Raw genomic sequence first — 26,548 nt, 5'->3', positions numbered from 1 at the left:
GGGAGCGATGATCGAGTTCGTGTTCACCCCGGACGACGCGGCCCGCGTCCGGTTCGTGTTCTCGCCGGTGTGGGAGGCGGTCGGCGCGCTGCGGGTGCTCGCCGGGCCGTCCCTGCGCGCGCTGCACCTTCCCTGGCTGCGCGCCGTCCGGCCCCGGCTCGACGGCCTCGACCTGGACCTGCTGCGCGCCTTCGTGCCCGCCACCGGGTACGTCCCCGACTTCCTCACCCCGCCGCCCAGCACCCCGCTGCCGGACTTCGCGGCCGAGCTGGAGACCGTCCGGGCCACCCCGCGCAACGTCGTCGTCGAGGAACTGCTGTGGACGGGATCCCAGGGCATGCCCCCGAACCCGTGCGGCTCGGACCACCCGCCCCTCGCGCGCCTCGACGCCGACCCCGACGCCATCCTCGACGCGCTCGCCGAGCAGCTCGAGGTGTTCTGGCGGGTGGCCGTCCGGCCGTACTGGGGCCGCATCCGCGAACTGCTGGAGGGCGACGTCCTGCGCCGCACCCGCGCCCTCACCGAGCGCGGCGCGGCGGGCGTCTTCGCGGACCTGCACGAGACCGTGACCTGGGGCGACGGCGCCCTGCGCATCAACCGGCCATGGACGTACCACGGCGGCCTGGCCGGGCGGGGACTGCTGCTCGTCCCGAGCGTGTTCACCTGGCCGCGCGTCCAGGTCGTCCCGCCGCCCTACCAGGCGATGCTCAGCTACCCGGTGTCCGGCGTCGCGACGGTGTGGGAGAGCCGTCCGGGGCCGCGCGCGGGGGCGCTCGGGGCGCTGGTCGGACGCGCCCGCGCGGAGATCCTGCACCTCCTGGACGCGCCGTCCTCCACCACCGAGCTGGCGCGCCGCCTCGGCGTCACCCCGGGCGCGGTCAGCCAGCACCTCGCCGTCCTGCGCTCCTGCGACCTGGTCACCGGGCACCGCATGGGCCGCCGCGTCGTCTACGTCCGGACGCCGACGGGCGACGACCTGGCCCGCATCGTCTGACCGGCGTCCTCGCGGGTCAGCGCGCCGCGAGGATGTCCTGGAGGCCGAGCTGCCGGCGGGGCGGCCGGGCCTCCTCGGGACGGGCGAGGTCGTAGCGTCCCGACTCGACGAGCCAGTCCAGGTGCGCCCGCGGGGCGTCCAGCAGCACCGGCACGACGCGGGCGACGGCGATCCGGTCGTCGTCCGGCAGCAGGAGCCGGTCGAGCGCGTCCGGCAGGACCCGTGCGGCGGCGGCCACGTCGGCGGCGCGGTGGACGATCCGGTCGAGCGTCCAGTGGACGGCCTGCCCGTCGCTGAAGCCGTGCGCGGCGGCCAGCACGGCGACCAGGTCGTGCGCGTCGCCGTCCGCCCGCTCGCGCCGGAAGGACGCCAGGTCGTTGCACCAGGCGATCATGTCGGCGGTGGCCTCGGTGAGCGCCGTCCACGGCGGGCAGGACAGGACCCGGCCCGGCAGCTCCACGCCCAGCACCGGCTCGACCAGGTCGAACAGGTGCGGGCCGCAGGCGCCGCGGCGCAGCGCCGCGTACCGCTGCAACGTCGGGACCACGCCGGTGCGCCGGTTCACCGCCTCCTCGGCGCAGCACGCCCGGTGCTCCTCCAGGTGCACCAGGAACCGGCGCCGCCACCCCGCGCTCATGCCCGCCGACGTCGCGCGCCACAGCTCCGCGAGCGTGCTCTCCAGCGGGCGGGCGCCGGGCCGGGCGGACCCGCGCCGCAGCGCGCGCAGCAGGTCGTCGTACAGGTCGCAGACGGCGGTCGCGCTCGCCGACAGCGGCCGCCGGTCGAGCGTGTCGTCGAGCGCGAACGTCCAGGTCAGCCAGTGCGCGAACAGCTCGACCCGGTCGAGGGGCGCGGCCCGCAGCAGCCGCGCGGCGAGCCGGTCGCAGCGGGCGCGGCCGAGCGGCGAGGTGTCCGGGTCGCCGATCACCAGGCCGCGCGCGCGGGTCCAGCCGTCCAGCCGCCCGGCGAGCGGCCACGCGCCCGGATGCATGCCGGACGGGGCGGCCAGCGAGTCCACCCGGTCGGTCAGCGACAGCAGCGTTGAGACGTCCACGACCCGTCCCACGCTAGTGATCATCGGCGGCGCGGCCGGACGACCGCCACGTCAAATCTCGGGAAACGGGATCGCCGGTTCCCGGCCGTCCGGAGCCGGGCCGCGGGCGTGGGATAGTCGATCGAAACCCCTTGCGCACAAGGAGCAGAGCGTGATCCGACGTCCCCTCTCCCGCCTCTCTCCGGTCGCCGCCGTGGTCCTCGCGGCGTCCCTCGCCGCCGGGTGCGGCGTGCGCGAGGGCGAGGTGAAGGGCGTGGCCCTGATCGACCGGACCCGGCTCACCGTCTGCACGCACCTTCCGAACGCGCCGTTCGAGGCGCGCGGGAAGGACGGCAAGGTCACCGGCTTCGACATGGACCTGCTGGCGCTCGTCGGCAAGCGCCTCGGCGTCCCGCTGAACGTCCGGGACACCGCCTACGACCCCATGCAGTCGGGTTCGGCGCTGACCGCGGGCCGCTGCGACATCATCGCGGCCGGACTCACGATCACCCAGGACCGCGCCACCACGGTCGGCTTCTCCAAGCCGTACTTCGACGTCACCCAGACGGTCGTCGGACGCAAGGGACCCGCCCTCGCGAGCCCCGCCGCGCTCCGGGCCGCGCACGTCCGGATCGGCACGCAGCAGGCCACGCAGGGCGAGCAGTACCTGCGCGACGCCGAGCTCGACACCGTCTCGTTCAAGACCCCGGAGGCCCTGCTCGAAGGCCTGCGCACCCGCAGGGTGGACGTCGTCGTCGAGGACCACCCGGTCGCCTGGGGCTGGCTCCGCGACCCCGCCAACGCCGCGTTCAAGATCCGCGGACGGTTCGGAACCGGCGAGCAGTACGGCTTCATGATGAGCCGGGACGGCGACCCCGCGCTCCTCCAGGCGGTCGACCAGACCCTTGACGCCGCCCGCGCGGACGGCTCCTACCAGCGCATCTACGCGAAGTGGATCGGCCTGTCACCGTCCGTCCGGCGGTGATGACCATGGTAGAAATCGTCTCCACGTGAATCACTGACCCCCTGGAGGATCACGTGTCCGGACGCATTTCCCGACTTTCGGCGCTCGCAGCCGCCGCCGCGCTGGTGCTCGGCGCGGCCTCGGCCTGCGGCGGCGGTGACGCGCAGGTCACCGTGCAGGGCGCCAAGCTGGTCAAGAAGGGCCAGCTCACGACCTGCACGCACCTGCCCTACCCGCCGTTCCAGTTCGAGAAGGACGGCAAGGTCGTCGGCTTCGACGTCGACCTGATGGACCTGGTCGCCAAGAAGCTCGGCGTCACCCAGAAGGTCGTGGACACCCCGTTCGAGACCATCAAGACCGGCGCCGCCCTGAACGCTGGCAAGTGCGACGTCGCCGCGGCGGGCATGACCATCCGCGCCGACCGCGCGAAGTTCATCGACTTCACCAAGCCGTACTTCGACGCCACCCAGGCCGCGATGTCGAAGAAGGGCGCCGCGTTCGCCTCGGCCGACGACCTGAAGAAGGCCAAGGTCGGCACCCAGGCGTCCACGACCGGCGAGGACTTCGTGCACGGCGCGAAGATCGACTCGGTGTCGTTCGACGACTCGGCGGCGCTGCTCAACGGCCTGCGCACCGGCAAGGTCGACGTCATCGTCGAGGACTACCCGGTCGTCCAGGGCTGGCTGAAGGACCCGGCGAACTCCGCCTACGCCGTCGGCGGCCAGTACAACACCGGCGAGCAGTACGGATTCGCCGTCCGCAAGGACAAGAACGCCGGGCTGAAGGACGTGATCGACGCCGTCATCGCCCAGGCCCGCACGGACGGCTCCTACAAGACGATCTACGAGAAGTGGATCGGTCCCATGCCCGAGGGACACTGACGTGGCGTCCACCTCAGAGTCCGCCACTCCAGGACCCGCCACGCCAGGGCCCGCCACGCCAGGGCCCGCCACGCCAGGGCCCGCCACGCCAGGGCCCGCCACGCCAGGGCCCGCCGCCACCACGGGCGGCAGGGGACTGACGCGCCGGCGGCGCAGGCGGCTCGTGCTCGGCGGCGAGTACGGGATCTTCGTCGCGGCCGTCGTCCTCGTGGTCGCGCTGGCCGACTGGCACTCGCTGCACGTCAACTTCTTCAACTGGTCGGTCGCGAAGGGCCTGTTCCCGGACATCATCACGGTCGGGCTGCGCAACACCGTCATCTACACGGTGACCGGTTTCGCGCTCGGCCTGGTCGGCGGGCTGCTGCTGGCGCTGATGCGCCTGTCGTCGGTGCTGCCGTACCGCTGGTTCGCGATGGCCTACATCGAGGTCTTCCGCGGCCTGCCCGCGCTGCTGATCTTCATCTTCGTCGGGACCGGCATCCCGCTCGCGTTCCCGGGCACCGAGCTTCCCGGCGGCGTGTACGGGCAGGCGGCGGCCGCGCTCGGCCTGGTGTCGGCGGCGTACATGGCCGAGACGATCCGGGCGGGCCTCGAGGCCGTGCCGCCCGGGCAGGCCGAGGCGGCGCGCTCGCTCGGCATGTCGCGGTTCCGGGCGATGCGGACGATCGTCGTCCCGCAGGCGTTCCGGGTCGTCATCCCGCCGCTCACCAACGAGCTGGTGCTGCTGTTCAAGGACTCGTCGCTGGCGCTGTTCATCGGCGTGTCCCTGACCCAGCGGGAGCTCACCAAGTTCGGCCGGGACCTGGCCAGCCAGCAGGGCAACACGACCCCGATCCTGGTCGCGGGCCTGTGCTACCTGCTGATCACGATCCCGCTCGGCTACCTGGCCCGGCGGCTGGAGGCACGGCAGAAGCGGGGACGGCGATGAGCGCGATCGAGATCCGGGGACTCCGCAAGACCTTCGGGACGCTGGAGGTGCTCAGCGGGATCGACCTGGACGTCGAGTCCGGCGAGGTGGTGTGCGTGATCGGGCCGTCCGGCTCGGGCAAGTCCACCCTGCTGCGCTGCGTGAACCTGCTGGAGGAGCCGTCCGGCGGGACGGTCACGGTGGACGGCGTCGAGCTCACCGACCCGGACGTCGACATCGACGCCGCGCGTCGGCGCATCGGCATGGTGTTCCAGTCGTTCAACCTGTTCCCGCACCTGACCGTCCTCGGGAACGTCACGGTCGCGCAGCGCAAGGTCCTGAAGCGCGACAAGGCCGAGGCCGAGCGGGTCGCCCGCGCGAACCTGGAGCGGGTCGGCCTGGCCGACAAGGTGGACTCCTACCCGGAGAAGCTGTCGGGCGGCCAGCAGCAGCGCGTGGCGATCGCCCGCGCGCTCGCCATGGACCCGCGCGTCATGCTGTTCGACGAGCCGACGTCCGCGCTGGACCCCGAGCTGGTCGGGGACGTCCTCGGGGTCATGCGCGGCCTCGCCGACGAGGGCATGACCATGGTCGTGGTGACGCACGAGATGAGCTTCGCCCGCGAGGTCGCCGACCGGGTGGTGTTCATGGACGGCGGCGTCGTCGTCGAGCAGGGCGCGCCGGACCGCGTGATCGCGAACCCGGAGCACGAGCGCACCCGGACGTTCCTCGCCCGCGTCCTGGACCCGGCGGCCGCCCGGGTCGGCGAGGTCGACGGATAACGAGGTCGGCGGATCCGGCGTTCGGCGGACGAACCCCTGCGAAAAGGGCCCCCGACCTGGGCATCGGCCGGGGACCTAGGGTAAGCGTCAGGTAAGCGCGGGTAAGCCTGGGGTGCGGAGACGTCATCGTGTCCTGTTCGTCCCCGATGTGGCAGAGTTGGCGACGCGGGGAACCATGTCCGTGACGCTCGAGAATGCTCGCATCGGTGGCGTTTCCGCTGGACAAACCGCCACCGGGGCGCGCACCCGCGACGTAACGTCGCGGTAACAGCGGCCGGTCATACTGCAAATGCCGGACCCGGCGCCACGACGTGCCGGGGACGGCGGAACGCCGCGCCCGCCGGGACGGCGTCGCACGAGGGAGAGGGCTTTGGACCGACAGCAGGAGTTCGTGCTCCGCACCCTGGAGGAGCGGGACATCCGCTTCATCCGGCTGTGGTTCACCGACGTGCTCGGCTTCCTGAAGTCCGTCGCCGTCGCGCCCGCCGAACTGGAGGGCGCCTTCGGCGAGGGCATCGGCTTCGACGGGTCGGCGATCGAGGGCTTCGCGCGGGTCTACGAGGCGGACATGATCGCCAAGCCCGATCCGTCCACCTTCCAGGTGCTGCCCTGGCGCAGCGAGACGCCCGGCGCCGGGCGCATGTTCTGCGACATCCTCATGCCGGACGGCACGCCGAGCTTCGCCGACCCGCGCTTCGTCCTCAAGCGGGCGCTGGCCCGCGCCGCCGACCTCGGGTTCACCTTCTACACCCACCCCGAGATCGAGTTCTTCCTGCTCCAGAACCGTCCGGAGGACGGCCGGGAGCCCGTGCCGGTCGACCAGGGCGGCTACTTCGACCACACCCCGCACAGCGCCGCGCACGACTTCCGCCGCAACGCGATCATGATGCTGGAGTCGATGGGCATCTCGGTGGAGTTCAGCCACCACGAGGGCGCCCCCGGCCAGCAGGAGATCGACCTGCGGTACGCCGACGCGCTCACCACCGCCGACAACATCATGACGTTCCGCCTGGTCATGAAGGAGGTCGCCCTCGAACAGGGGGTGTACGCCTCGTTCATGCCCAAGCCGTTCACCGAGCACCCCGGCTCCGGCATGCACACCCACATGTCGCTGTTCGAGGGCGACAGGAACGCCTTCTACGAGCCCGGCGCCGAGTTCCAGCTCTCCAAGGTCGGGCGGGCGTTCATCGCGGGCGTCCTGCGGCACTCGGCCGAGATCACCGCCGTCTGCAACCAGTGGGTGAACTCCTACAAGCGGCTGTGGGGCGGCGTCGGGTTCTCGGCGGGCGCGGGCGGCGAGGCCCCGTCCTACATCTGCTGGGGCCACAACAACCGGTCCGCGCTGATCCGCGTCCCGATGTACAAGCCCGCCAAGGGCCACTCGACCCGCATCGAGTTCCGCTCCCTCGACACCGCCGCCAACCCCTACCTGGCGTTCGCGGCGATCCTCGGCGCGGGCCTCAAGGGCATCGAGGAGGGGTACGAGCTTCCCCCCGGCGCCGAGGACGACGTGTGGGCCCTGACCTCGGCCGAGCGCCGCGCGATGGGCATCGAGCCGCTCCCGCAGAGCCTGGACGAGGCCGTCCGCGCGATGGAGCGCAGCGAGCTGATGGCGGACGTCCTCGGCGAGCACGTCTTCGACTTCTTCCTGCGCAACAAGCGCCAGGAGTGGGAGGAGTACCGCCGCCAGGTCACCGAGTTCGAACGCAAACGCCTGATGCCCGTCCTGTAGGACGCCGGGCCGTGGACCGCGCGATGGCCGGGAGCCCCGTCCGGGCTCCCGGCCGTCGTGGTCTCAGGGCCGGGTCACGGCATGATCTGCTCGGCGATCCGCCAGAAGTGCGGGACCTTCAGGGCCGACGGGGTGATCATGACGGCCCCCTTGACCAGCGGGCCGCCCCCGCTCCCGGGGTAGGAGTAGACCGCCCCGAAGGGGACCGGCCTGCCGGGGTACGCGCGGTCGTACTCGCCGACGACCAGGTCGCCCTTCCCGTCGCCGTTCAGGTCCTGGATGACGACGGGCCCGCCGAACATCGCGTTCTTCTGCGGACGGGCCGGAGAACCCGTGAGGGAGAGGTTGACCGAGCGGGAGCCCTTGGCGGTCAGGCCCTTGTGCGTCCCGAACAGGACGGTGACCGCGCCGGCCTTCACCGTGGTGCCGATCTTGGTGCCGGGGGCGCCGACGGCCACGTCCGCGAGGCCGTCGCCGTTGAGGTCGCCGACCGCGATCGACTCGCCGAACCGGTCCGCCGCCGCGCCCGTCCCCGGCACGCCCGGGGTGTCCTTGGAGAAGGTGACGGGCTCGCCGAGCCCCGCCTTGCCGCCGTAGAGGACGCTGACCTGCCCGACCTTCCCGGGCCGGTAGCGCCGGACGACCAGGTCCGCGCGTCCGTCGCCGTTGATGTCCCCGGCGGCCATCGGCCGGTCCGCCCAGGTGCCGAAGCGCCGCGGAGCGCCGAACCCCTTGGCGCCGCCGTACCGGACCTCGCCGAACCCGGTCTTGCGCACCTTCTTGCCGGCCATGGTCGAGGTGAAGGTCAGCGCGAGGTCGGCCTTGCCGTCCCCGTCGAAGTCGGCCGCCGCCGCCTTGACCCACTCCTCGTCGCCCACCGACCGGGTGATCCTCGTGGCCGTCGGCTTCACCGGGGACGCCCCGAAGTTGGAGTACCTCCGGAAGTAGAGGTAGTGGTCCTTGGAGGACACACTGTCGACGGTGACCAGGTCCGGCCTGCCGTCGCCGTCGAAGTCGGCCGCGACGATCGCCATGACGCCGCGCGGGGAGCCCGGAAGCAGGACGTGCCGTCCGGTGAGGCCCTGCGGCCCGCCGTAGAGCACCATGATGGTGCTCGAACTCCCGGCGTCGTCGGTGAGGGCGAGGTCGGCGTAGCCGTCGCCGTCGAAGTCGGCGCCGGCCTCGTGGTCGCCGAAGTGCTCGACCTCCTGGACGGGCAGCCCCGCACGACCGCGGGTCACGACGTCCCGGCGGCCGGCGACCGGTCCCCGCGGCGAACCGGGCACGATGACGACGCGTCCGTGATGGTGGTCGGCGTCGCGTTCGTCCGGGTTGGGCAGGACGAGGTCGCGGCGTCCGTCGCCGTTGAAGTCTCCGGGCCCGGCGGGCCTGCGCGCCGTGGCGTCCGTGACCCGCGCCGTGGCGCCCGTGACCCGCGCCGCGGTGACATGGAGGTCGTCCGCCAGGGTGAGGGCCACGGCGGAACCCGCCGCCACGGCTCCCGCGGCGACCGAACCGATCGCTGCCAGAGTGCGTCTTCTCATACGCGGAGACTCCTGAATGCGGGGGGATCGCGGGGGAGCGGCACTCCTCCCCCGTACCGTGAGTCGACGCAAGATCGACTCGGGTTCGGGCCGTGGCCGTTTCGTGATCTCGGATCGCTCTCCGTGCCCAGGCGGCCCCGGCGGATTACGGTGGTCGGGTGAGCACGCCGAGCGCACGCGACCGCCGTCCCTCACCCTCGCTGCCGACGAGGCTGGCCAGGCTGGGGTTCGACGACCCCGCCGGCGCCGAGCGCCTGCTCGCCGAGGCCGGTCCCGCCGTCACCGCCGAGCTCCTGGACGACCTGGGCACCACCGCCGATCCGGGCCTCGCGCTCCGCGGCCTGCTCGCGCTCATCACCGGCGCCGAGCACGAGGGCGAGGCCGCCGCCCTCGCCACCGCGCTGGCCACGGATCCGACCGTCCGCGAACGCCTGCTCGCCGTCCTCGGCGTCTCGTCCGCGCTCGCCGACCACCTCGCCCGCCACCCGTCCCACTGGCGGGCCCTCCGCGCCGAGTCGGACGACCCGAAACCGCCCCCCGATACCCCGCCCGACGCCGCCCCCGCACCACGGGTCGCGTCGGGCACGGAACCCGCCGACGTGAAGACCGCGAACACGGAGGCGAGGCCCCCTGCGGGGCCGGACGCGGCGCTGACGGACGCGGCGCTGACGGACGCGGCGCTGACGGACGCGGCGCTGGCGGACGCCGCGCTGACGGACGCCGTGCCGGGTGGGGCCGGGGACGCGGCGCGGGGCGAGCTGCTGCGGGCGGTGGGCGCGGATCCGGACGCGGACGAACCGGTGGCCCGGGACGCGTCGACGGCCACCCTGGTGGCGCTGCGGGTCGCCTACCGCAGGCGGGTGCTCATGCTCGCCGGACGCGACCTCACCGGCGAACTGGACGTCGCCGAGGTCGCGGCCACCCTCGCCGACCTGGCGTCCGCGGCGCTCACGGCCGGGCTGGCCGTGGCCCGCGCCGAGGTCCCGGGCCACGAGACGTGCCGCCTGGCCGTGATCGGCATGGGCAAGTGCGGCGGACGCGAACTGAACTACGTCAGCGACGTCGACGTGATCTTCGTGGCCGAGGCGCGCGACGGCCGCCCGGAGGACGCCGCGCTGCGCGCCGCCACCCGGCTCGCCGCCGCGACCATGCGGGCGTGCTCGGCGAGCACCCCCGAGGGCGCGCTGTGGGAGGTGGACGCGGCGCTCCGTCCCGAGGGCAAGGCCGGGCCGCTGGTCCGCACCCTCGCCAGCCACCGCGCCTACTACGAGCGCTGGGCCAAGACCTGGGAGTACCAGGCGCTGCTGAAGGCCCGTCCGGTCGCCGGGGACGCCGAGCTCGGCACCCGGTACACCGCATCGATGGGGCCGATCGTGTGGCACGCCGCCGAGGGCGTGAGCTTCGTCGAGGACGTCCAGGCCATGCGCCGCCGCGTCGAGGCGGACCTGAACCGCCGCACCGCCGAGGCCGGACGGCAGCTCAAGCTCGGCCCGGGCGGGCTGCGGGACGTCGAGTTCGCCGTCCAGCTGCTCCAGCTCGTCCACGGCCGGTCGGACGAGTCGCTGCGCGCCCGCGGCACCCTGGACGCGCTCGCCGCCCTCTCCCACGGCGGCTACGTCGGACGCGACGACGCCGCCGCGCTCGCGTCCGCCTACCGGTTCCTGCGCCGCGTCGAGCACCTCGTCCAGCTGCACCGGCTGCGCCGCACGCACCTGGTCCCGGACGACCCCGCCGACCTGCGCCGTCTCGGCCGGGCCCTCGGCCTGCGCACCGACCCGGTGGGGGAGTTCACCGCGCTGTGGCGGCGGCATGCCCGGGAGGTCCGCCGCATCCACGAGAAGCTGTTCTACCGGCCGCTGCTGCGCGCCGTCGCCCGGCTGCCCGAGGAGGAGGCCCGCCTCACCCCGGACGCCGCCCGCGCGCGCCTGGTGGCGCTCGGCTACCGCGACCCGGCGGGCGCGCTCCGGCACCTCCAGGCCCTGACCGCCGGGATGTCCCGCCGCGCCGCGATCCAGCGGACGCTGCTCCCGGTCATGCTCGGCTGGTTCGCCGACGCCCCCGACCCGGACGGCGGCCTGCTCGGCTTCCGCCAGGTCAGCGACGCCCTCGGCACCACCCCCTGGTACCTGCGGCTGCTCCGCGACGACGTGACCGTCGCCGACCGCATGGCGCACGTCCTCGGGGCCAGCCGGTACGCCACCGACCTGCTGCTCCGCGCCCCGGAGGCCGTCGCGATGCTCGGCCGCGACAGCGAGCTGCGGCCGCGTCCGGTGGAGGCGCTGCGCACCGAGGCGCTGGCCGCCGTCCGCCGCCGCACCGGCGGGGTGTCGGCGGAGGACGCGGTGTCGGCGGTCCGCGCCGTCCGGCGGCGGGAGCTGTTCCGCGTGTCGGTCGCCGACCTGCTCGGCACGCTCGACCCGGGCGCGGTCGGGGAGGCGCTCACCGACATCACCGCCGTGACCATCGAGGCCGCCCTGGACGCGGCGGCCGGGAAGGTCGAGGCGGAGCGGCGCGGCCCGCTGCCGACGGCGATGGCGATCGTCGCGATGGGACGGTTCGGCGGGCACGAGCTCGGCTACGGCAGCGACGCGGACGTGATGTTCGTGCACGACCCGCTGCCCGGCGCGGACGAGCGGGACGCCGCGTCCGCCGCGTCGGCCGTCGCCGAGGAACTCCGGCGGCTGCTCGCCCTGCCCGCCGCCGACCCGCCCCTCGCGGTCGACCCGGACCTGCGTCCCGAGGGCAAGGCCGGGCCGCTCGTCCGCAGCCTCGCGTCCTACGCCGCCTACTACGCGCGCTGGTCGGAGCCCTGGGAGAGCCAGGCCCTGCTGCGCGCCGACCCGCTCGTCGGCGACCCCGCCCTGCGGGACCGGTTCCGCGAGGTGATCGACCCCGTCCGGTGGCCCGAGGACGGCGTGCACGAGGACGCCGTCCGGCAGATCCGGCGGCTCAAGGCCCGGATGGAGTCCGAGCGGCTGCCGCGCGGCGTGGACCGCCGCCTCCACCTCAAGCTCGGCCCCGGCGGCCTCTCCGACGTGGAGTGGGTGGCCCAGCTGATCCAGCTGCGGCACGCCCACGAGATCCCGGCCCTGCGCACCACCCGCACCCTCGCCGCGCTGGACGCCGCCGTCGGCGCCCGCCTCCTCGACCCGTCGGACGCCACCGAGCTGGCCGAGGCGTGGCGCCTGGCGACCCGGATCCGCGCCGCGATCGTGCTGGTCAGGGGCCGTCCGTCCGACCTGCTGCCGACCGACCACCATCTCGAGCGCAGCGCCGTCGCACAGGTCCTCGGCTACCCGGCGGCGGGGGACCTCCTGGAGGACTACCACCGCCACGCCCGCCGGGCCCGCGCCGTCGTGGAACGCGCCTTCTACGGCGCGTCCTGACCCCGCGCCCGCCGAAGGCCAGAGGGCGTGCGGCCTCAGAGGCGGGGGCCGGGCCAGCCGTAGGGGCTCTCCCGGGCGGGGGAGCGCCGGAACCAGGGGACCAGGACGCGGGCGCCGCCGTAGGCCAGGACGAGGCCGAGGGCCGCCACCGTGACGCCGCCGACGGCGTCCAGCAGGTAGTGGTTCGCGGTGCCCATGATCACGAGGATGGTGGCGACCGGGTAGAGCGCGGCGAGGACGACCACCCAGCGGCGGCGGGCGACGGCGATGATCGCGGCGGCGCACCACAGGGACCAGGCGGTGTGCATGGACGGCATCGCCGCGTACTGGTTGGAGACCGAGGCCGTCGGGCCGGTGGTGTAGATGCCCCAGGTGCCGAAGGTGATCACGGTGTCGGTGAAGCCCGCGAGCATCCGCGGCGGCGCCAGCGGGTAGAGCCAGAACCCGAGCAGCCCGATCAGGGTCAGGAAGAACAGCGCCGTGCGGTACACGCGGTAGGCGGCCGGGCGGCGCCAGTAGAGCCAGACCAGCACCCCGATCGTCATGACGAAGATCATGGTCGAGTAGAAGTAGTTCGCCGGGACGGCGAGCCAGGCGTGGTCGACGAACAGCCGGTTCAGCGAGTACTCGACGTCCACGCCGCCCTTGGACTCGGCGTTCAGCAGCTCATGGCCGTGCTGGAGGGCCAGCGCGCGCTCGGTGGGGACCAGGTTGCGGATGAACTCGTAGGCGAAGTAGCAGATCAGGACGATCGCGAGCTCGGACCACAGGCGCGGCCGGTCGGCCCCGGCGCCCGGGCCGGGGGCTCCGGCCGGGCCGGGACCGGTTCCGGAGAGGTCCGCAGTCCTGGCCATGGACCGAGCATCTCAGACGCGCTCCGCGGACCTGGTACCGGCCACGGTCCGAATACGAACCATTACTTTCGTGCGACCCGTCCGCACCCTGCTCCCCACCCGTTCCCGCGCCCGCTGGAGGGGCTGCGGGGTGCGCCGGTAGAAGAGCCACGACAGCGCCAGCGATCCGATGATCAGCCCGATTCCGATCACCGCGTCCAGGATGTAGTGGTTCGCGGTGGAGAGGATCACCAGGACGGTGGTCACGGGGTAGGCGACGCCCAGCGCCTTGACCCACCTCTGCGTGCCCAGCCGGACCAGGACGAACCCGCACCACAGCGACCAGCCCGCGTGCATCGACGGCATCGCCGCGTACTGGTTGGTCATGGTCCCGGTCGAGTCGCCGGAGTACAGGCCCCAGGAGTGCAGCGCGGTCACCGGGTCGACGAACCCGGCGCTGCCGAGGAAGCGCGGCGGCGCCAGCGGGTACAGCCAGAACCCGATCAGCGCCAGCCCGGTCGCGATCATCACCGCCGCGCGCAGCCACCGGTACTCCTGCGGCCGGTACCGGTACAGCCACACCACCAGGGCGGTGGTCACCACGAAGTGCATGCTCGCGTAGAAGATGTTCGCGGCCTTGGCCAGCCACGTGACGTCCAGCAGCCACCGGTTGAGGTCCAGCTCCACGTCGACGCCGAGCGTCCGCTCGAGTGACAGGATGTCCTTCGCGTGCTGGAACGCCGGGCCCGTGCCGTCCTGGACCAGGATGATCCGGGTCAGGGTGTAGGCCGTGTAGAACAGGGCGATCAGCGCGAGCTCGCGCCAGAGCGGCGGAGCGTGGACGGAGCCGGAGTACGTTCGGACGGCGCGCGCGACCCGTGCGAGGCGTGCGAACCGGGGGGCGAGGCCGGAGGGACGGTGGTCGTCGTCCGCCGATCCCTGTCGGGGCAGGGGGACGTGCCCGGTGGGGGCGGCGGTCTCCTCGGTCTGGCCGCGGGGAGCTGCTGGGGCGGTTTGGGCCATGCTACCTATCTTTGCCGCGCGGCCACCTGTTTGAGATCACCGCGACGAATGGTCTTCATCTCAGCCTTGAGTAGTACGCCCCGGCGGGGAAATCCGGACTTCAGGGTGAGAACCCGTGGCACCCGGAGATGGCGTGAACTCGGCGTGATCGGGAGTCAGCATAGGAGGCCCCGGGTAGATCATGGATCGCCCCCCGCGCATCCGCAGGGGGGACGAATGTTGCAGAAGGGTCGACTGGGGCATGCCAGGGTGGCAATCGCCCTGACTCTGACCGTTTCCGGACCTGTCGCGTGCGGTGGTGGCGGCTCGTCCGGAACGCCGCCTGGAACGTCCTCCAGGACGGACTCAGGTATGACGTCCGGTGCGACGTCCGTCCCGGGGCTGCCCGCCTCGATCACCCGCCAGCATCCCTCTTGGGGACCATGCACCGGCCTGCCCGCGAACCCGGCCGTCACCACCGGCCAGACCGGCACCCCGGAGTGCACGCGCATCAAGGTGCCGCTCGACTACGCGAAACCGGACGGCAGGACCATCGACCTCGCCCTCCTCCGCTTCCCCGCGACCGACCCCGCGCACCGCATCGGGTCGCTGCTGTTCAACTTCGGCGGCCCCGGCGCCAGCGGCACCGAGGGGCTGTCCGGGTTCGCCGGGGAGTTCCAGGGCCTCGCCAAGCGCTACGACCTGATCGGGTTCGACCCGCGCGGCGTCGGCGAGAGCACGGCCGTGACCTGCCTGGACGGCGCCGCGCTCGACAAGTACCTCGCGCTCGACTCCACGCCCGACAACGCCGCCGAGGAGAAGGCCGTCGCGGACGCGGACGCCGCCTACGTGCGCGCGTGCCGGCAGAACAGCGGCGACCTCCTGCCGCACGTCGGGACGGTCTCGGCCGCCCGCGACATGGACGTCATCCGGAGCGCCCTCGGCGACTCCAAGCTGCACTACTTCGGCCTCTCCTACGGAACCCAGCTCGGCGCGAACAACGCCCACCAGCTCCCCGGGAACGTCGGGCGGTCCGTCCTGGACGGAGCCGTGGACACCAAGATCAGCACCGTGGACCTCTCGCTCCAGCAGGCCGCAGGGTTCCAGCGCGCCCTCGGGAACTTCGCCGCGTACTGCGCCGGACTCGGGGCCGCCCAGTGCCCGATGGGCCGCAGCAAGGACGCGGTCGTCGCGTCCGTCCAGAAGTTCGCCGACGGCCTGGACGCGCACCCTGTCAAGACCGACCAGCAGGGCCGGCCGCTCACCCAGAGCCTCGGCCTGACCGGCATCGCCGCCGCCCTCTACGACCAGGCCACCTGGAAGACGCTCGTGCTGGGGCTCGCCGACGCCGGCAAGGGCGACGGCACGCTGCTGCTCGCCCTCGCCGACATCCAGAACGGCCGCGACGAGCAGGGCCACTACTCCAACTTCCTCGCCGCCAACACCGCCATCAGCTGCGCCGACACCACCGAGCGCCCGACCGAGGCGGACGTCCGGCGCGAGCTGCCCCGGTTCCGGAACGCCTCGCCGCTCTTCGGCCCGGAGCTCGCGTGGGGCCTGCTCACCTGCACCGGCTGGCCGTTCAAGGGCGACGACGCGGGGAAGGAGGTGTCGGCGCCGTCCGCCGCGCCCATCGTCGTCGTCGGCAACGAGGGCGACCCGGCCACCCCGTACGCGTGGGCCCCCGCGCTCACCCGCGAGATCGGCGGCAAGGCCGTCCTCCTCAGCCTCCACGGGCAGGGACACACCGCGTATCTCACCGGAAACCGCTGCATCGTGGACACCGTGAACGCCTACCTCCTGGACGGCAAGGTCCCCGAGAACGGCACCCGCTGCACCTGACGGGAACCCGCCCGCTCCGACCCCACCTGGAATGAGGAACGCCCATGGACGGTGGCTCGCGCCGCCCGCCCATGGGCGTTCACTCATCCCGGGTGGCTATTCGACCGGGACGATCTGCTCCACGGTCATCGGCTCCTTGAGCGCGTTGCCGACCGTGCAGTACTTCTCGTGCACCCGCTTGGCGACGGCCCGCAGCACCTCGGCGGCCTCGTCGTCGCCCTCGGGCAGCTCGACGTCATAGGTGATCGTGATCGTGCCGAGCCGGCTGGTCTCGATCTTGTCGGCCTTCACGTCCGCGGCCAGCCTCACCATCTGGTGGCCCCGCTTGGCGGTCAGCGGCTCGACCGTGACGAGCTCGCACCCGGCCAGCGCCGTCAGCAGCAGCTCGACCGGCGTGAACACCCCGTCCTGGTCGGCGCTCCCGATCGGCACGGACGCGCCGCGCCCGTTCGTCCCGGCGAAGCCGCCGTCCGCCGTCCGCTCGACCCGCACCTCGGCCATGGCGTTCTCCTTGATCGTCTCACCGTTCGTCCATCCCAACACGGAGCGCCCCCGAGAAGTTCCCGGGGGCGCTCCGTACGGAAGAACTATGACGAATCAGACGCCGATGTCGAGCTCGCCGCACTCTCCGGCACCGGGCGCGCTCATCCGGCTACACGTCGTAGTACAGCTCGAACTCGTGCGGGTGGGGGCGGAGCCGGATCGGGTCGATCTCGTGCTCGTGCTTCATCGCGACGTAGGTCTCGATGAGGTCCGGCGTGAAGACGCCGCCCTCCAGGAGGTACTCGTGGTCGGCCTCCAGTGCGGCCAGGACGTCCTCCAGCGAGCCCGGGACCTGCGGGATCGCGCGGGCCTCCTCCGGCGGGAGCTCGTAGAGGTCCTTGTCCACCGGCTCGGGCGGCTCGATCTTGTTCTTGATGCCGTCCAGCCCCGCCATGAGCATCGCGGAGAACGCCAGGTACGGGTTGCAGGACGGGTCGGGCACGCGGAACTCGACGCGCTTGGCCTTCGGGTTCGACCCGGTGATCGGGATGCGGATGCACGCGGACCGGTTGCGCTGGGAGTACACCAGGTTCACCGGGGCCTCGAACCCCGGCACCAGCCGGTGGAAGGAGTTCACCGTCGGGTTGGTGAAGGCCAGCAGGGACGGCGCGTGCCGGAGCAGGCCGCCGATGTAGTGCCGGGCGTTGTCGGACAGTCCCGCGTAGCCGACCTCGTCGTAGAACAGCGGCGCCCCGTCCTTCCACAGCGACTGGTGGCAGTGCATGCCCGAGCCGTTGTCGCCGAAGATGGGCTTCGGCATGAACGTGACGGTCTTGCCCGCCGCCCGCGCGACGCTCTTCACGATGTACTTGTAGAGCATCAGGTTGTCGGCGGTCTTCAGCAGCGTGTCGAAGCGGAAGTCGATCTCCGCCTGGCCCGCCGTGCCGACCTCGTGGTGCTGCATCTCCACGTGGATGCCCGACCCCAGCAGCTGCTCCACCATCTCCGACCGCAGGTCGGTGTAGTGGTCCATCGGCGGGACGGGGAAGTAGCCGCCCTTGTAGGGGGGTTTGGCGCCCAGGTTGCCCGCCGGCTCCTCGCGCCCCGTGTTCCAGGCGCCCTCGATCGAGTCGAGGTAGTAGTAGCCCGCGTTCGGCCTGGTCTCGAACCGGACGTCGTCGAAGATGTAGAACTCGGCCTCGGGCCCGAAGTAGCAGGTGTCGGCGATGCCGGTGCCGCGCAGGTAGTCCTGCGCCTTCCGCGCCACGTTGCGCGGGTCGCGGCTGTACGGCTCGCCGGTCAGCGGGTCGTGCACGAAGAAGTTGAGGACGAGGGTCTTGTGCTGCCGGAACGGGTCGAGGACGGCCGTGCCCGGGTCCGGGAGCAGCAGCATGTCGGACTCGTGGATCTCCTGGAAGCCCCGCACCGACGAACCGTCGAACATCAGCCCGTCGGTGAAGACGTTCTCGCCGAAGCTCTCCACCGGGAAGGTGAAGTGCTGCATCTTGCCGGGCAGGTCGACGAACCGGCAGTCCACGAAGCGGACGCCCTCGCTGTCGATGAAGTCCAGGACCTCTTTGGCGCTGCCGAACATCCAGCCTCCTTGGGGGTGCTCTCGAGCTTCCGGAAGGGTCTCAGGGGGCCGTTTCCCGGCCGTGTCCCATGTGTTTCGACTGTGTTACGCATCACTGGGTGATGTCCGTCACGTCACTCTAGAACGCCCACTCCGACCCGCATCCGGGCGGGTCCGGGAACCGGATAGCGTAGAGCCATGGCAAGTGGTGAGCAGCGGGAGTCCACCGGCCCCAGGTGGACGCAGACGTGGCTCGGCGGCGCGGCGTCCGCCGGGGTCGACCTCGGCACGCCGGGGGCCCGGCTGGGGCTGCCCAAGGACGGTCCCGGTTCGGTCGCGACGTACGGACGGCGCATCGTCGCCCTCCTGCTGGACCTGCTCGTCGGAGCCCTGGTCGGCGCCGCGCTCGCCTCGGCCCTGCACTGGAGCCCCGCGACCCGGTCGCTCGCCAACACCGCCGTCTTCGCGGTCATGGTGTGGCTGCTGACCGCCACGCTCGGCACCACCATCGGCAAGCGCCTGGCGGGGCTGCGCGTCGTCCGGATCGACGGCCGCCCGATCGGTTTCGGCTGGTCCCTGGCCCGGACGCTGCTGCTCGTCCTGGTCATCCCCGCCCTGATCTGGGACCGCGACCACCGCGGCCTCCACGACCGCGCCTCCAACACCGTCGTCGTCCGCGCCTGACCGCACGGCTCCACGCCGGACGTGACGGCGGGCAGCACGGAACGAACACGGAAAACGGGAGGGCTCCCCGGCTGGGGAGCCCTCCCGTCACGTTTCCGCGGCCGTGGGCAGGACGGCCGGCGGAGGGTCAGCGCGTCTTCGGGTCAGCGCGTCTTCGGCTTCGGGCCGCGCGGCATGCGGGCGCCCTTGGGCATCGGGCCCTTCGGCATCTGCATCGCGCGGGGGAGCGCCGCCAGACGGCTGTTCACGTCGTTGACCTGCGCCTTGGTCAGGTTGCGGGGCAGCTTCATCAGGTGCCGCTGGAGCTTGTCCACCGGGATCTGGCCCTCTTCGTCCCCGACCTGGATGTCATAGATCGGCACGGACGGCACGGCGCGCGAGATGCGCTTCTTCTCCGCGCCGAGCAGCTGGCCGACGCGGCTGCGCGGGCCCTCCGAGACGATCACGACGCCCGGGCGGCCGACCGCCCGGTGCACCATGTCCAGGTTGCGGTTGCCGGACACGGCCTCGGTGACCGTCCAGCCGCCGCGCACGTTCTTCAGCACCGCCGCGGCCGCGCCCGGCTGCCCGGCGATCACCGAGTACTGGGCGCGCTGCGCGAGCTGGCCGAACACGATCATGCCGACCGCGACCGCCGCCAGGACGGCCAGCGGGATGAAGAACCACAGGCTGCCGACGACCCACCCGATGGCGATGACGACGACCAGCGTCCCGAGCGCCGAGGCGAACACGATCGGGAGGGCCTTGGGGTTCGCCTGGTGGAGGACCTGGGCGACCATGCGGATCTGCTTGAGGCGGCCCGGACGCTCCTGCGCCCCGTCCGTGGGCTTCTTCGACATGTTCCTAAGGATAATGGTCGCCGTCAGCGCTCTCGCGCCTCGATGGCCTGCTTGTACAGCCGGCCGGCCCGGTAGCTCGACCGGACGAGCGGGCCGGACATGACTCCGGCGAACCCGATCTCCTCCGCCTCGGCGGACAGCTCGACGAACTCCTCCGGCTTGACCCAGCGCTCGACCGGGTGGTGCCGCGGCGACGGACGCAGGTACTGCGTGATCGTGATCAGCTCGCAACCCGCCGCGTGCAGGTCGCGCAGGGCCTCGGAGACCTCCTCGCGGGTCTCGCCCATGCCGAGGATGAGGTTGGACTTGGTCACCAGGCCCGCCTCGCGCGCCCGCGTGATGACCTCGAGCGACCGCTCGTACCGGAACCCGGGGCGGATCCGCTTGAAGATCCGCGGGACGGTCTCGACGTTGTGGGCCAGCACCTCGGGCCGCGACGAGAACACCTCGGCGAGCTGGTCCGGGTCGGCGTTGAAGTCGGGGATCAGCAGCTCGACGCCGCAGCCGGGGACGGCCGCGTGGATCTGCCGGACGGTCTCGGCGTACAGCCAGGCCCCGCCGTCCTCGAGGTCGTCCCGGGCGACGCCGGTGACGGTCGCGTACCGCAGCTCCATGGTCGCCACGGACTCGGCGACCCGGCGCGGCTCGTCCCGGTCGAACTCGGCGGGCTTGCCGGTGTCGATCTGGCAGAAGTCGCAGCGCCGCGTGCACTGGTCGCCGCCGATGAGGAAGGTGGCCTCGCGGTCCTCCCAGCATTCGAAGATGTTGGGACAGCCCGCCTCCTGGCAGACCGTGTGCAGGCCCTCGGATTTCACCAGCTGGGTCAGCTCACGGTACTGCGGGCCCATCTTCAGCCGGGTCTTGATCCAGTCCGGCTTGCGCTCGATGGGCGTCTGGCTGTTCCGTACCTCGATGCGGAGGAGCTTGCGCCCCTCGGGAGTCGCCGTCGTCACCCCCACAGGGTACGTGCCGATCTCCAGGACCCGCACCCTGGCCACCCGCCCCGGGGCCGCGCCGGGGCGGTGGAACGGCGGAGAAGGGCGCGTGGGCTCACCTCAAGCGGATTCTCCGTGTTTCCACCCTGTGTAGCTGTGGATCTCTTAAGGTGACTGCCTGTTGTCGCACGAATCGCACGTGGAGAGAGTAGGACCGCCGTGGGTCTCGCGTTGTCGTATCTGAGGGTGCCGCCCGTGGTCGAAGGGGAGAGCGACCCCGCGCGGATCGCGGCCGCGCTGTTCGGCGCGCCGGGCGGCCGGAACGTTCACGCCCTCGATCTCGGTGGCGACTGGCAGGTATTGCACTGGGCTCTGACCGGCGACGCCTGGGAGGGCCAGCAGCCGGAGGCGGACGTGGTGTGCGGCGGACGGCTGCTCACCGAGGACGGCGCCGACGCGACCGGCGCGGACGTGATCTATCTCGCGCCGGAGCGGGTGAAGGCGGCGGCCGCGTACCTGGACGACCTCGGGTTCGCGGCCCTGCAGGGCCGGTTGGACGTCGCGGCGATGCGGGCGGCGGGCGTCCAGGACGCCGACGTCCCGGACCCCGCGGCGAGGTTGCGGCCCGCCTGCGCCCACCTGTCCGATTTCTTCCGGGCGGCGGCGGGCGAGGGCCAGGCGGTCTTCAAGGTCCTGCGGAACCGGCCCTAGCGACCGTCCGGACCCTAACGACCGTCCGGGCCCTGGCGACCGTCGCGGCCCGGCGGCTCAGGCGTTCTGGATCGCGAGCTGGGCGGTGGTGCGGTGGAGCACCTCGTCCGCGCCGAGCAGGGCGCCCAGGTGCCGTTCGACCAGCGGGACGACCTCGGCGACGGTGACCGGGCGGCCGAGTTCGGCGCTGAGGCTGGTGGAGCCGACGTCCCGGATCCCGCACGCGACGATCCGGTCGAACCAGGACAGGTCGTTCTCGCAGTTGAGCATGAAGCCGTGCATGGTGACGCCGCGCGACACCCGGATCCCGATCGAGCCGATCTTGCGGTCCGGGACGCCGCGGACCCACAGCCCGCTGCGTCCCTCGACGGTGGTGGTGGCCAGGCCGAACTCGGCGCAGACGTCCATCATCATGCGCTCGAGCAGCCGGACGTAGGCGACGACGTCCACCGGGTCGGGCAGCCGCAGGATCGGGTACCCGGTCAGCTGCCCCGGCCCGTGCCAGGTGATCTTGCCGCCGCGGTCGACCTCGACGACCGGCGCGCCGGGGTCGCCGAGCGGGCGGTCCAGGGGCTCGGTGCGCTTCCCGGCGGTGTACACCGGCGTGTGCTCGAGCAGCAGGACGGTGTCGCCGATCTCGTCGTCCGCGCGGCGCGCGTGGGTGCGGCGCTGGAGGTCCCAGCCCGCCTCGTAGTCCACGGCCGCGGTGCCGAACCCGGCGTGGACGACGGTCAGCGCGTCGATGTCGAAGGCGGGGAGGGGCGGCGCGGGACGCTCCCTGGCGGCGTCGTCGGCGGGACGCTCTCCGGCGGGACGGTCATGGGTCGCGCCACGTACGTCAACATCGCTCACGACGGCCAGCCTACGTCCTCAGTCGCGGGTGAGGAGCCGGGGGTCGATCGGGGTCTCCTTGACCCGGCCCGGGCCGTCCGCGTCGATCCGGTAGGCGCCCTTGCCGTCGGTGAAGGTGACGGCCTGGACGAACTCGGTGCCGACGTAGTGCAGCGCCGTGTCCTCGTCCGCCGCGTAGCCGCCGGGCAGGGCGCCCTCCCCGACGAGCCGCTGGAGCAGGGGACGGCGCTGCGGCTCGCTGTCGTAGTGGACGCCGCAGGAGTACGGGAGCAGGCCGAGCCCGCCCGTGAACGCCTGGAGCTCGGGCCCGTAGGAGTCGGTGTTGCCGCCCATGTGCCAGCACAGCGCCCCGGCGCTCTGCCCGGACAGCACCACGCCCTCGTGCCACGCCTCGCGCATGATCTCGCCGATGCCGTGGACCTGCCACAGGGCCATGAGGTTCGCCACGCTGCCGCCGCTGACGTAGATCAGGTCCTGGGAGAGCAGGTGCTCGCGCATGTCCGCGACGTTGGGCATCGGGAACACGGCCAGGTGGCTGACCTCGGCGTCCAGTGTCGAGAACGCCGCGTAGAACCGGGAGACGATCTCCGCCGAGTCGCCCATCGCGGTGGTCAGGAAGCACAGCCGCGGCCGGTCCTGCCCGGTGAGGTCACAGGCGTAGCGGAGCAGCGGGCTCGGCGTGATGCCGCCCCGGTCGTCCCGGACGAAGCTTCCTCCGCCGATCGCGAGGATGTGCGGCTGGCCGTCGGTGCTCATCTGCTGCCCCTCCCAAATGGACGCGCGTCAACGATCACCGTAAGGCCCGCGATCGTCGCGGGACGTGTTTTTGAAGATTCTTGAGAAGGCCGCGCCCAGTTCGGGGTCGGTGTGACGGAAACCGGCGTCGGCCAGCCGCCGCGGCACGACCCGCTGCCCGGGGAGGATCGCCTCGTCCGCGAAGCCCGGCAGCACCGCGCGCAGGGCGAACGCAGGGACGGGCAGGGGAGTGGGCCGGTGCAGGGCCCGCCCGAGCGTCCGGGTGAACTCGGCGTTGGTGACCGGGTTCGGCGACGCCAGGTTCACCGGCCCGGACAGGTCCCCGTCGACCAGGAAGCGGAGCGCGGCAACCTCGTCCGTGAGGGAGATCCAGCTCCAGTACTGGCGGCCCGATCCGAGGCGTCCGCCCAGGCCGAGCCGGTAGAGCGGCAGGAGCTTGCCGAGCAGTCCGCCGCCCGCGCCCAGGACGTGCGCCGTGCGCGCGATGGCCACTCGCGCGCCCGCGCGGGAGGCGGGGGACGTGGCGTCCTCCCAGGACCGGGCGAGCCCGGCGAGGAAGCCCGTGCCGCTGGGCGTGTTCTCGTCCACCTCGCGGTCGCCCGTGTCGCCGTAGAACCCGATCGCCGACCCCGACACCAGGACGGGGACCTCGGCGGCGGCGACGGCCTGGGCGATCGTCGAGGTGCCCTGCACGCGGCTCAGCAGCAGCGTGCGGCGGTAGCGCGGCGTCCAGGGCCGGTCTCCGACGCCCGCGCCCGCGAGGTGGACGACCGCGTCGACGCCCGCCAGGTCCACGGGCCCGCCGGACGGGTCCCATCGCCGCTCGTCCGGGCCGGACGGCGCGCGCCGCACCAGCCGGACCACCGCGTGCCCGTCGTCCGCCAGCGAGCGGACGAGGGCGGAGCCCACGAATCCCGAAGAGCCCGTCACCGCGATCTTCATGTCCCCACCCTAGGTCTCCGGCGCGCTCCGGACGGCGATAGCCTCCGTGCCATGGCAAAGATCCCCACCGCGGCCGTGGCCGCCACCGGTCTCGTCGGCGGTTACGCCGCCGCCCGCTTCACCCACCGCCGTCCGCTCGGTGGCGCCGTCCTCGCCGCCGCGGGCGCCTACTGCGCGCGCGAGTGGCACAAGACCGCCGGTCCCAAGGGCACGGCGGCGCTCCTCACCGTCTACCTGGCGGGCTTCGGCGGCTCCCACCCGCTGGCCAAGAAGATCGGCGCGTGGCCGTCCGTCCTGACCGTCGCCGCGGTATCGGCCGGGTCCGCCTACGCCCTCTCCGACCGCAAGCACTGACCCCACCCGGCGCCACGGCCCTCGCGTGGGTCAGGCGCCGTCGGACGGGGGCTGGGGAGCGCGCGCGAACTGTGCGCGCTTCTTCCGGTACGCCATGAACGCTCCGATGGCGCCCAGAAGCAGTCCCACGGGCAGGCCGAACAGGAGGCCCCGGAGCGCGCCGCCCCCATGGCCGCCGGCGAACCCGGCGATCAGGAGGACCCCCGCGACGACCAGGGACGCGACGAGGACGGCCAGCGGGATCCACAGCTCGCGGGTGAAGTAGTAGCTGCGCCCGGGACGCCCGGCCGGGGCGCCGATGTCGGCGGCGGGCCCGGCGACGGCGGCGAGCGGGCGCTTGGAGTAGGCCAGGAACAGCCAGTGGCCGCAGGGCTCCCAGCCGTCCGGCGCGAGCGCCTCGGCGTGCGCGGCGCGTTCGCGGCGTCCCACGACGTCCCGGCGGTACCGCCACTGCGTGGGGGACGCCAGGTCGCGGCGGCTCACGAAGCGTCCGAGGTGGTCGACGCGCTCGATCTCCCAGCCCTGCGCCCCGAAGCGGTTCATCATCGCCTCGTCGACCGACGCGTCCGCGGACCAGACCCAGTGCTCGGCGTCCGCCGGCGGGCCATCATGTGACGCTTCCGCTCCCGTGCCCTCGGCGAACTCGGCCGCGAAGCGCGCGGCCGGGCCGAACTCGTCCTCCGGGTCCGCGCCCGACTCGGCGGCGTGCCCGGACAGCTCGTCGACCAGCGGGCCGATCCGGTCCGCGGCGACGCCGTGACTCCGCAGGGCGTCCGCCAGCTCCTCGAAGTACGTCATGCCCCGCCTCCCGTGATCAGCGTCCGGACGGCACGGTGGAAGTCCAGCCAGGACTCGCCCTGCTCGGCGAGGGCCGCCCGCCCCGCGTCCGTCAGGCGGTAGTAGCGGCGTCCGGGGCCCCGTTCGGCCGCTCTGTACTCGGCCTCGACCAGACCGGCCTCCTCCAGCCGGTTCAGGACCGGGTAGAGGGTGCCCCCCTTGATCTGGCCCAGCCCCGCCCCGTCCAGGGCCTTGGCGAGCTCGTAGCCGTAGCTCTCGCCGGACCGCAGGCACGCCAGGACGGCCAGGTCGAGCACGCCCTTCAGCCAGTTCGCGCGCCGGTCGGCCGCCATCAGCGGCGTCCGGTCCGGGTCGCCGCGACGAGCGTGGCGGCGACGACGCTCACGGCCGCGCCGATCCCGGCGAGCACGCCGGAGGCGGTCGCGGACCCGTCGCCCCCGCCGGTCGCCCTCCCGGCCGCGTAGACGATCCCGGCGGCCGCGAGCGCCGCGAGGCCCGCCATGGACGCGCGGAGGGCGCCGCGCCGGACGCTCCCCCGCAGCGGCTCGTGCGCGCTCCGGACCGTCCGGTGGAGGACGACCGCCGCCGCCAGCGTCCCCCCGCCCGTGACCACCGCGGCGACCGGGCCGTGGAACAGCGTGGCGCCGAGGACGATCCAGAAGCCCAGCAGCGGCAGCAGGGCCGCGCTCGCGGCGTTCGGGGGCCGGTTTCCGGCGGACGGTCGGTTCATGGTCGCTCCCTGGGGGTCGTCGATGCCACCTAGACGATATGGCCACCTAGTTAGGATCGCAACCTATATGGCGTTCCGAGGGTCCGGGAAACGGCGAAGCCCGCCGTCCCGGGGAGCGGGACGGCGGGCTTCGCACCCGCCGTGAGGCGGGAGAGGGGCGTCAGAGACCGAGCTCGGCCTCGAAGTTGCCCTCCTCCAGACGGTGCTTGACGGTGCCCAGGAAGCGGGCCGCGTCCGCGCCGTCGATGAGGCGGTGGTCGTAGGTCAGCGCCAGGTAGGCGATGGACCGGACGGCGATGACCTCGCCCAGCTCCGGGTCGTCGATGACGGCCGGGCGCTTCACGACGGCGCCGGTGCCGAGCATGCCGACCTGCGGCTGGTTCAGGATCGGCGTGTCGAACAGCGCGCCCCGGCTGCCGGTGTTGGTCAGCGTGAACGTGCCGCCGGACAGCTCGTCCGGGCTCACCCGGTTGGTGCGGGTGCGGTCGGCCAGGTCGGCGATCCGCTGCGCGAGGCCGCCCAGGTTCAGCTGGCCCGCGTTGTGGATGACCGGGACCATCAGGCCGCGCTCCGGGACGTCCACGGCGAAGCCGAGGTTCTCCACGTCGTGGTAGGTGACCTCGTCGCCGTTGATGACGGCGTTCACCTTCGGGTGCTGCTTGAGCGCCTCGATGGCGGCCAGCGCGAAGAACGGCATGAAGGTGAGCTTCACGCCCTCGCGCGACTCGAAGTCGGCCTTCGCGAGCGCGCGCAGCCGCGCGACCTTCGTGACGTCGACCTCGACGACCGTGGTGAGCTGCGCCGACACCTGGAGCGACTCGACCATGCGGCGGGCGATGGTCTGCCGGATCCGGGACATCTTCTCGGTCTTGCCGCGCAGCGCGAGCTGCTCGGCCGGAGCCGCGAACGACACCGGGGCCGGGGCCGCCGGACGGGCCTGGCCCGCGACGGACGGCGCGGCGGCCGGAGCCGGGGCGGCGGCGGCCTCACG

The 26,548-nt window shown here is 72.9% G+C and carries 26 protein-coding genes; 11 read left to right on the top strand and 15 right to left on the bottom strand.

The genetic code is table 11. From position 1 onward, the window contains the following. Positions 1-7 precede the first annotated feature (7 nt). On the top strand, positions 8-994 hold the full coding sequence (locus EBO15_RS28615) for an ArsR/SmtB family transcription factor (RefSeq protein ID WP_122197562.1): 987 nt from the start codon (positions 8-10) through the stop codon (positions 992-994). 16 nt (positions 995-1,010) lie between these two features. Here EBO15_RS28615 and EBO15_RS28610 read toward each other — a convergent pair whose 3' ends face one another. After that, positions 1,011-2,060, bottom strand: a complete 1,050-nt coding sequence (locus EBO15_RS28610) for a terpene synthase family protein (protein WP_233616487.1) — start codon at positions 2,058-2,060, stop codon at positions 1,011-1,013. A 139-nt stretch (positions 2,061-2,199) separates the two neighbouring features. Here EBO15_RS28610 and EBO15_RS28605 point away from each other — a divergent pair, with 139 nt between their 5' ends. The 5 genes from EBO15_RS28605 to EBO15_RS28585 all read left to right on the top strand — a co-directional run bounded on the left by EBO15_RS28605 (position 2,200) and on the right by EBO15_RS28585 (position 7,293). Continuing rightward, positions 2,200-3,012: a substrate-binding periplasmic protein gene (locus EBO15_RS28605; RefSeq protein ID WP_158628373.1), complete on the top strand. Its 813-nt coding sequence runs from the start codon at positions 2,200-2,202 to the stop codon at positions 3,010-3,012. 53 nt (positions 3,013-3,065) lie between these two features. Further along, on the top strand, positions 3,066-3,872 hold the full coding sequence (locus tag EBO15_RS28600; RefSeq protein WP_122197560.1) for an ABC transporter substrate-binding protein: 807 nt from the start codon (positions 3,066-3,068) through the stop codon (positions 3,870-3,872). Between the two features lie 163 nt (positions 3,873-4,035). Next, complete coding sequence (locus EBO15_RS28595) at positions 4,036-4,800, top strand: amino acid ABC transporter permease (protein WP_233616486.1); 765 nt, start codon at positions 4,036-4,038, stop codon at positions 4,798-4,800. Then, entirely contained in the window at positions 4,797-5,561 is a 765-nt protein-coding gene (locus tag EBO15_RS28590) for an amino acid ABC transporter ATP-binding protein (protein ID WP_122197559.1), read from the top strand. The genes EBO15_RS28595 and EBO15_RS28590 overlap by 4 nt, the downstream gene beginning before the upstream one ends. Positions 5,562-5,931: 370 nt before the next feature. Beyond that, complete coding sequence (locus EBO15_RS28585) at positions 5,932-7,293, top strand: glutamine synthetase family protein (RefSeq protein WP_122197558.1); 1,362 nt, start codon at positions 5,932-5,934, stop codon at positions 7,291-7,293. A gap of 74 nt (positions 7,294-7,367) precedes the next feature. Here EBO15_RS28585 and EBO15_RS28580 read toward each other — a convergent pair whose 3' ends face one another. Beyond that, the gene (locus EBO15_RS28580; protein WP_122197557.1) at positions 7,368-8,837 is read right to left on the bottom strand and encodes an FG-GAP-like repeat-containing protein; all 1,470 of its coding nucleotides are present in this window, start codon (positions 8,835-8,837) and stop codon (positions 7,368-7,370) included. Between the two features lie 158 nt (positions 8,838-8,995). Between EBO15_RS28580 and EBO15_RS28575 the strand changes: the two genes are divergently transcribed. Further along, a complete protein-coding gene (locus tag EBO15_RS28575) occupies positions 8,996-12,223 on the top strand; it encodes a bifunctional [glutamine synthetase] adenylyltransferase/[glutamine synthetase]-adenylyl-L-tyrosine phosphorylase (RefSeq protein WP_233616485.1) in 3,228 nt (1,075 codons plus the stop codon). A gap of 35 nt (positions 12,224-12,258) precedes the next feature. Here EBO15_RS28575 and EBO15_RS28570 read toward each other — a convergent pair whose 3' ends face one another. Then, complete coding sequence (locus tag EBO15_RS28570) at positions 12,259-13,077, bottom strand: phosphatase PAP2 family protein (RefSeq protein ID WP_122197556.1); 819 nt, start codon at positions 13,075-13,077, stop codon at positions 12,259-12,261. A gap of 12 nt (positions 13,078-13,089) precedes the next feature. Further along, on the bottom strand, positions 13,090-14,079 hold the full coding sequence (locus tag EBO15_RS28565) for a phosphatase PAP2 family protein (RefSeq protein ID WP_122197555.1): 990 nt from the start codon (positions 14,077-14,079) through the stop codon (positions 13,090-13,092). A 351-nt stretch (positions 14,080-14,430) separates the two neighbouring features. On the opposite strand from EBO15_RS28565, the gene EBO15_RS28560 reads away from it, so the two are divergent. Further along, the gene (locus EBO15_RS28560) at positions 14,431-15,900 is read left to right on the top strand and encodes an alpha/beta hydrolase (protein ID WP_199744866.1); all 1,470 of its coding nucleotides are present in this window, start codon (positions 14,431-14,433) and stop codon (positions 15,898-15,900) included. A gap of 96 nt (positions 15,901-15,996) precedes the next feature. Here EBO15_RS28560 and EBO15_RS28555 read toward each other — a convergent pair whose 3' ends face one another. Together EBO15_RS28555 and glnA are read right to left on the bottom strand one after the other, a co-directional pair. Next, positions 15,997-16,401: an OsmC family protein gene (locus tag EBO15_RS28555; protein ID WP_122197581.1), complete on the bottom strand. Its 405-nt coding sequence runs from the start codon at positions 16,399-16,401 to the stop codon at positions 15,997-15,999. 151 nt (positions 16,402-16,552) lie between these two features. Then, positions 16,553-17,977, bottom strand: a complete 1,425-nt coding sequence (gene glnA, locus EBO15_RS28550) for a type I glutamate--ammonia ligase (protein ID WP_122197553.1) — start codon at positions 17,975-17,977, stop codon at positions 16,553-16,555. Positions 17,978-18,154: 177 nt separating this feature from the next. Here glnA and EBO15_RS28545 point away from each other — a divergent pair, with 177 nt between their 5' ends. Next, on the top strand, positions 18,155-18,640 hold the full coding sequence (locus tag EBO15_RS28545) for an RDD family protein (RefSeq protein WP_122197552.1): 486 nt from the start codon (positions 18,155-18,157) through the stop codon (positions 18,638-18,640). A gap of 143 nt (positions 18,641-18,783) precedes the next feature. Here EBO15_RS28545 and EBO15_RS28540 read toward each other — a convergent pair whose 3' ends face one another. Both EBO15_RS28540 and lipA read right to left on the bottom strand, forming a co-directional pair. After that, positions 18,784-19,479 (bottom strand): DUF4191 domain-containing protein, encoded by a 696-nt coding sequence (locus EBO15_RS28540; protein WP_122197551.1) that lies wholly within the window; start codon positions 19,477-19,479, stop codon positions 18,784-18,786. Between the two features lie 23 nt (positions 19,480-19,502). Beyond that, positions 19,503-20,432 carry a lipoyl synthase gene (gene lipA, locus EBO15_RS28535; RefSeq protein WP_122197580.1) on the bottom strand — a complete coding sequence of 310 codons (930 nt, stop codon included), beginning with the start codon at positions 20,430-20,432 and terminating at the stop codon, positions 19,503-19,505. Positions 20,433-20,669: 237 nt separating this feature from the next. Here lipA and EBO15_RS28530 point away from each other — a divergent pair, with 237 nt between their 5' ends. Beyond that, the gene (locus EBO15_RS28530; protein WP_233616484.1) at positions 20,670-21,125 is read left to right on the top strand and encodes a DUF1877 family protein; all 456 of its coding nucleotides are present in this window, start codon (positions 20,670-20,672) and stop codon (positions 21,123-21,125) included. A 57-nt stretch (positions 21,126-21,182) separates the two neighbouring features. Here the strand turns inward: EBO15_RS28530 and lipB are convergent, their stop codons facing one another. The 3 genes from lipB to EBO15_RS28515 all read right to left on the bottom strand — a co-directional run bounded on the left by lipB (position 21,183) and on the right by EBO15_RS28515 (position 23,675). Next, positions 21,183-21,860, bottom strand: coding sequence for a lipoyl(octanoyl) transferase LipB (lipB, locus tag EBO15_RS28525; protein ID WP_122197579.1), 678 nt, complete (start codon positions 21,858-21,860; stop codon positions 21,183-21,185). Between the two features lie 135 nt (positions 21,861-21,995). After that, positions 21,996-22,733 carry a Type 1 glutamine amidotransferase-like domain-containing protein gene (locus tag EBO15_RS28520; protein ID WP_122197549.1) on the bottom strand — a complete coding sequence of 246 codons (738 nt, stop codon included), beginning with the start codon at positions 22,731-22,733 and terminating at the stop codon, positions 21,996-21,998. A gap of 27 nt (positions 22,734-22,760) precedes the next feature. Next, entirely contained in the window at positions 22,761-23,675 is a 915-nt protein-coding gene (locus EBO15_RS28515; protein WP_122197548.1) for a TIGR01777 family oxidoreductase, read from the bottom strand. 51 nt (positions 23,676-23,726) lie between these two features. Between EBO15_RS28515 and EBO15_RS28510 the strand changes: the two genes are divergently transcribed. Next, positions 23,727-24,029, top strand: a complete 303-nt coding sequence (locus tag EBO15_RS28510) for a hypothetical protein (RefSeq protein WP_122197547.1) — start codon at positions 23,727-23,729, stop codon at positions 24,027-24,029. Positions 24,030-24,059: 30 nt separating this feature from the next. Here the strand turns inward: EBO15_RS28510 and EBO15_RS28505 are convergent, their stop codons facing one another. The 4 genes from EBO15_RS28505 to EBO15_RS28490 all read right to left on the bottom strand — a co-directional run. Further along, entirely contained in the window at positions 24,060-24,827 is a 768-nt protein-coding gene (locus EBO15_RS28505) for a hypothetical protein (protein WP_122197546.1), read from the bottom strand. Next, complete coding sequence (locus EBO15_RS28500) at positions 24,824-25,159, bottom strand: PadR family transcriptional regulator (protein ID WP_122197545.1); 336 nt, start codon at positions 25,157-25,159, stop codon at positions 24,824-24,826. Before EBO15_RS28500 ends, EBO15_RS28505 begins: the two co-directional genes overlap by 4 nt. Next, positions 25,159-25,557, bottom strand: coding sequence for a hypothetical protein (locus EBO15_RS28495; RefSeq protein WP_122197544.1), 399 nt, complete (start codon positions 25,555-25,557; stop codon positions 25,159-25,161). Before EBO15_RS28495 ends, EBO15_RS28500 begins: the two co-directional genes overlap by 1 nt. A 160-nt stretch (positions 25,558-25,717) precedes the next feature. Then, positions 25,718-26,548 (bottom strand): 2-oxo acid dehydrogenase subunit E2 (locus EBO15_RS28490; RefSeq protein WP_199744865.1); only part of this gene is annotated, 831 nt, incomplete at its 5' end.

The organism is Actinomadura harenae (genome assembly GCF_003696215.1).
GTDB classification, from domain to species: Bacteria; Actinomycetota; Actinomycetes; order Streptosporangiales; family Streptosporangiaceae; genus Spirillospora; species Spirillospora harenae.
Note: the sequence above shows the minus strand (reverse complement) of the source record. Positions and strands in the feature narration are given on the sequence as shown.

Coding starts and splice junctions, on each gene's coding strand:
- EBO15_RS28615 (WP_122197562.1), top strand. CDS start 8: ATGATCGAGTTCGTGTTCACCCCGGACGACGCGGCCCGCGTCCGGTTC.
- EBO15_RS28590 (WP_122197559.1), top strand. CDS start 4,797: ATGAGCGCGATCGAGATCCGGGGACTCCGCAAGACCTTCGGGACGCTG.
- EBO15_RS28580 (WP_122197557.1), bottom strand. CDS start 8,837: ATGAGAAGACGCACTCTGGCAGCGATCGGTTCGGTCGCCGCGGGAGCC.
- EBO15_RS28570 (WP_122197556.1), bottom strand. CDS start 13,077: ATGGCCAGGACTGCGGACCTCTCCGGAACCGGTCCCGGCCCGGCCGGA.
- EBO15_RS28565 (WP_122197555.1), bottom strand. CDS start 14,079: ATGGCCCAAACCGCCCCAGCAGCTCCCCGCGGCCAGACCGAGGAGACC.
- EBO15_RS28560 (WP_199744866.1), top strand. CDS start 14,431: ATGACGTCCGGTGCGACGTCCGTCCCGGGGCTGCCCGCCTCGATCACC.
- EBO15_RS28555 (WP_122197581.1), bottom strand. CDS start 16,401: ATGGCCGAGGTGCGGGTCGAGCGGACGGCGGACGGCGGCTTCGCCGGG.
- glnA (WP_122197553.1), bottom strand. CDS start 17,977: ATGTTCGGCAGCGCCAAAGAGGTCCTGGACTTCATCGACAGCGAGGGC.
- EBO15_RS28545 (WP_122197552.1), top strand. CDS start 18,155: ATGGCAAGTGGTGAGCAGCGGGAGTCCACCGGCCCCAGGTGGACGCAG.
- EBO15_RS28540 (WP_122197551.1), bottom strand. CDS start 19,479: ATGTCGAAGAAGCCCACGGACGGGGCGCAGGAGCGTCCGGGCCGCCTC.
- EBO15_RS28520 (WP_122197549.1), bottom strand. CDS start 22,733: ATGAGCACCGACGGCCAGCCGCACATCCTCGCGATCGGCGGAGGAAGC.
- EBO15_RS28515 (WP_122197548.1), bottom strand. CDS start 23,675: ATGAAGATCGCGGTGACGGGCTCTTCGGGATTCGTGGGCTCCGCCCTC.
- EBO15_RS28510 (WP_122197547.1), top strand. CDS start 23,727: ATGGCAAAGATCCCCACCGCGGCCGTGGCCGCCACCGGTCTCGTCGGC.
- EBO15_RS28505 (WP_122197546.1), bottom strand. CDS start 24,827: ATGACGTACTTCGAGGAGCTGGCGGACGCCCTGCGGAGTCACGGCGTC.
- EBO15_RS28500 (WP_122197545.1), bottom strand. CDS start 25,159: ATGGCGGCCGACCGGCGCGCGAACTGGCTGAAGGGCGTGCTCGACCTG.
- EBO15_RS28495 (WP_122197544.1), bottom strand. CDS start 25,557: ATGAACCGACCGTCCGCCGGAAACCGGCCCCCGAACGCCGCGAGCGCG.